A 3,735-nucleotide genomic window follows, 5' to 3' on the forward strand; every position below is an offset into this window, starting at 1 on the left:
AAATTATAGAGCAAACTTTGAATATGGTGAATCCAGGACTTCCTATTCTCGTGCAAACATTATTAATTGCTACTGATAGTGGTCTTGTAATACCAAAAGAACGAGTTTTAGTTATGAATGCTATATTAGCAATTGATGTCTTAAGTACGAATACGAGATTCCTGTTCCATCCGGAAGAAGGTATGCAAATTAATAAAATTATTCATGAATAAAAATAAGCAAGGAAGCCAACCGGACTCCTTGCTTTTCTCTTTAACATATTCTTTTGTAGAATTTTCCTTTGAAGTCTGATTGATAAAAGGTTTATTATTTAAAGAGCCTTCACATGAAGAAAGATGATTCAAATCTTCCATTGATCCGTTAAAGTTAATGAATGTATCAAGTGTATTAATCCATTTTTCGCGAACTTCTTCTGGGATCGTAGTAGCTAAAGTTTTATCTTTAATAAAATTTGAAGTATTGATTTTATACTCTCTCTCTAATTGAAGCAATTCTTCACGTGCAGCAGCAGGTTGAATTTTGAAATTCTCAGCAGGCAAAATTTCCTTTAATTGATTTAACATGTTTTCGATGTCCATAAAAACACCCTCTTTTTATTAAGGTTTTTTTATTTTAAATAGTGTACCCACTATTTAAATTAATAATACATCAAGTACTGTAAAATTTAAAGAAATATCTTTTATAAAAACCATTATTTTACACATTGAACTGATAAGGTGTGAAAATGAAATACTTAACATTCTTTACATAAATTGTCCGCCAGCGTAATGTTTTTGAATAATACTCTTTGGTTAAATCGTATACAATTGTGTAAAATCAAAATGAGTTGTAAGTAGGTATTATTATATGCAGCAATTTAAAATGTATGAAATTAAAAAATGTAAAAAATACGAAACCCTTATTTAGCAACATCACTGTGAACCGTACCATAAATAATTGTAACACTGAAATTAAAGTTAAATAAAAGGAAATACTGTGGATAGCAAGAATTTTATATTCTTTCTTCAACAATCAGGTGGGATTGTGAGTGATTAAATAAATTAAAAAAACCATCTTTTACAAGGAATCAATCACGATTTTGTATATGCTGATTTTTCTATACTTTAAAAAAAACTACCATTTAATACATTTATGGCATAAGAATTACCCATTGAGCCTCATTTCGTAAAAACTTTATCTTGGAAATAGGATCGATTATTCAATGAGATGTAATGAGATGTCCTTCATTAAGTTACTAAACTTATTAGAAGCCTCTTTTTTGATGTTTTTTGTCATGTGGGCATAAACTCCATGGTAGTTTTAATGTCACTATGCCCTAACCGTTCTTGAATTTCTTTAATATGGACATTTGCTTCAATTAGTAATGAAGTATGAGTATGCCTAAATGAATGTGGTGTAACTTGTTTATTGATTGTTGTTTTCTTTAGAATACGTTGCATTCTAATGGATAGATGTTTTATTGTTTTAGGATATCCTTCATCAGATGCAAAAATAAAACCACTATCGATGTAAAAAGGCTTGTTTTCATTCATGATCTTTTCTTGTTCTTTCTTGTGTATTTCGAGCAACTTTATTATTAATGGATCAATTGTTATGGTGCGTATTGATCCTGCTGTTTTAGGAGTAAGTAATGTATATTTTGATTTGTTATTTGTTGGATTGTAATATGTTTTAATAACACGCAACGTTTGATTATTAAAGTCAATATCAGACCATTTTAAAGCAATCATTTCACCAATACGTAACCCTGTATAAGCTAACATTGTAAAAGCTAATAGGTCACCTTCTAAACCTTCATTCTTTGTGACCGTTAAAAATTCTTCCAATTCTTCTTTTTCTAAGAACTTTTCAAATAAAGAATCACCTTTTTCAAGGTCAGAAACATTTAATTTTTTCTTTGGTAATTTAATTTCTTTTGTTGGTATTTCCTTAATCAATTTAAGTGAATTAGCATACTCGAACACCATGTTTGCAGAGGTGTGGATACTGGAAATATAGTTCGAACTAAATTTATTTGAAAGTTTGTCTATTGTATCTTGATAAGCCTTTTTAGTTATCTTTTGTATTGGAATTTGCCCAAATTCACTAATAATCTGTTTTAGTGCAATATGTCTAGCTCTTAAGCTACTTTCTTTTGCGTCTTGACTATAGTGTCTTTCCCAATCTTTACATAAATCAGCAAATAACATTTTTGAAGGTTGAACATATTCATTGTTATGAATCTGTCTTTCAAATAAAGCGGCAGCTAGTTTTGCATCTTTTTGTGTTAAAAATCCCTCTTTACTTTTTCTAACGTATTTCCCTGTTATTGGGTCTGTCTCTACATAAACACGGTAACCCCAGCTAATCCCTTTTTTTGTTTTTTTCTTATATATTCGGGCCATAGCATCACCTATTCAAAAAAAGTTTTAAGTATTGTTTTTATTTTTTCTCTTTCATCAATTGTTAGAAGTCTATTTTTATAAAAAAGATCTACATCCATACTAAGAAGAACAAATAAGTCAAATACTTTTTTATCCTGAGTAAGGCTTTGATATTTTATTTCTTTTCGAAGTATAAAATCTGAAATTTTTTTTTCTTGTTTCTTAGGTGTTTCCTTAAGTTCTTCTATTTGTTTATCCAATTCTCTTGTTTTGAGGGTATATTCTTTAATTTTTGTAGCCCTTTCTTCGTAGGTTAAACTATCATTTTGATCTGTATCAATTTCTAAATAGCCTGCTAAAAACATTAAATCTTTGTATCTTACTTTATAAAAACGAGCTAATTTCCGTAATACTTCTGGAGTTGGTTTTCGTTCCTTTTTGGTTCGGGGATCATATCCCTTTTCCAATGTACTTAAGTAAGTATGACTTATACCAGTACCTTCTTGTACTTCTCTTAATGATAAGTCACCTCTTAATTTTTTTAGAAAATCACCCAGTTCATTCATTTTATCACTCATTTCCAGTAAGTTGTAATTTAATTGTACACCATGGTTGACAAAAATGCTAATAGTAATATATCCTTATTTCCGAGGAGGTGTAAACCGTGAATAGCAATAAATTAAAGATGGTAAGAAAAGAGATAGGAATGTCAACTTCGGAATTAGCTAGGCGATCTAACTTAAGCAGAATGACTATTAACAATGTTGAAAAAGGGAAAAGTAATCCTACAGCTTCTACTATAAAATTAATATGTGATGCTTTAAATAAAAATCCGACAGAAATTTTTTTTGGTGAATTTGTAAACCGCGAATTACAAAAGTGAAAATGACAGTAAACAAAAGAGGAGTGGAAGAAGTGTTAGACATTAAAATTGACGAAAAAACAGTTAGTACATTGCTTGAAAATGCAATCAATGAGCGTGTAGATGAACTTGCTAAACAAAAATACTTCTTAACATATAATGAATTGTCCAAATATCTTAATATTAGCAAGCCAATAATTGAAGATCGATTAATTAAGAATGGTTTGAAGTATTACAAGATTGGTAGCAAATATTTATTCAAGAAAAGTGAAGTAGATGAGTTTCTAGACGATGTAACTTCATGTATGAATGCTACTAATAATGACTTGAAATTTTTCACTAAAATAAAGCAAGTGGTTGGAAGCATTTAATAATTATAGACGTTGATTAATTACAAAGTATTTTAATAGGTGAGTGGAAGAATTGTTAAAGTTAACTCAGGGTAAGAAGACTTAATTGATAAAACTCAATAAAAAAATACCCATTAAAAGATACGGCAGTCTTTGGGTA

The 3,735-nt window shown here is 29.3% G+C and carries 4 protein-coding genes and 1 pseudogene; 2 read left to right on the forward strand and 3 right to left on the reverse strand.

Annotation, left to right across the window (positions count from 1 at the left end):
* Nucleotides 1-140: 140 nt before the first annotated feature.
* The 3 genes and pseudogenes from V7150_RS25445 to V7150_RS25455 form a co-directional block, all read right to left on the reverse strand.
* Nucleotides 141-563: a hypothetical protein gene (locus V7150_RS25445; RefSeq protein ID WP_335523853.1), complete on the reverse strand. Its 423-nt coding sequence runs from the start codon at nucleotides 561-563 to the stop codon at nucleotides 141-143.
* 631 nt (nucleotides 564-1,194) lie between these two features.
* Nucleotides 1,195-2,384: pseudogene (locus V7150_RS25450) on the reverse strand (tyrosine-type recombinase/integrase).
* A gap of 8 nt (nucleotides 2,385-2,392) precedes the next feature.
* Entirely contained in the window at nucleotides 2,393-2,929 is a 537-nt protein-coding gene (locus tag V7150_RS25455; RefSeq protein WP_335523856.1) for a helix-turn-helix domain-containing protein, read from the reverse strand.
* A gap of 98 nt (nucleotides 2,930-3,027) precedes the next feature.
* Between V7150_RS25455 and V7150_RS25460 the strand changes: the two genes are divergently transcribed.
* Nucleotides 3,028-3,246 carry a helix-turn-helix transcriptional regulator gene (locus V7150_RS25460; RefSeq protein WP_335523858.1) on the forward strand — a complete coding sequence of 73 codons (219 nt, stop codon included), beginning with the start codon at nucleotides 3,028-3,030 and terminating at the stop codon, nucleotides 3,244-3,246.
* A gap of 32 nt (nucleotides 3,247-3,278) precedes the next feature.
* A complete protein-coding gene (locus tag V7150_RS25465; protein ID WP_335523869.1) occupies nucleotides 3,279-3,596 on the forward strand; it encodes a helix-turn-helix domain-containing protein in 318 nt (105 codons plus the stop codon).
* Nucleotides 3,597-3,735: the final 139 nt, after the last annotated feature.

Origin of the sequence: Neobacillus drentensis (assembly GCF_036965245.1) — a bacterium.
In the GTDB taxonomy this organism is placed as follows: Bacteria; Bacillota; Bacilli; order Bacillales; family Cytobacillaceae; genus Neobacillus; species Neobacillus drentensis_G.

Excerpts from the sequence above, each read along its gene's own strand:
- V7150_RS25455 (WP_335523856.1), bottom strand. The coding sequence starts at position 2,929 with ATGAATGAACTGGGTGATTTTCTAAAAAAATTAAGAGGTGACTTATCA.
- V7150_RS25445 (WP_335523853.1), bottom strand. The coding sequence starts at position 563 with ATGTTAAATCAATTAAAGGAAATTTTGCCTGCTGAGAATTTCAAAATT.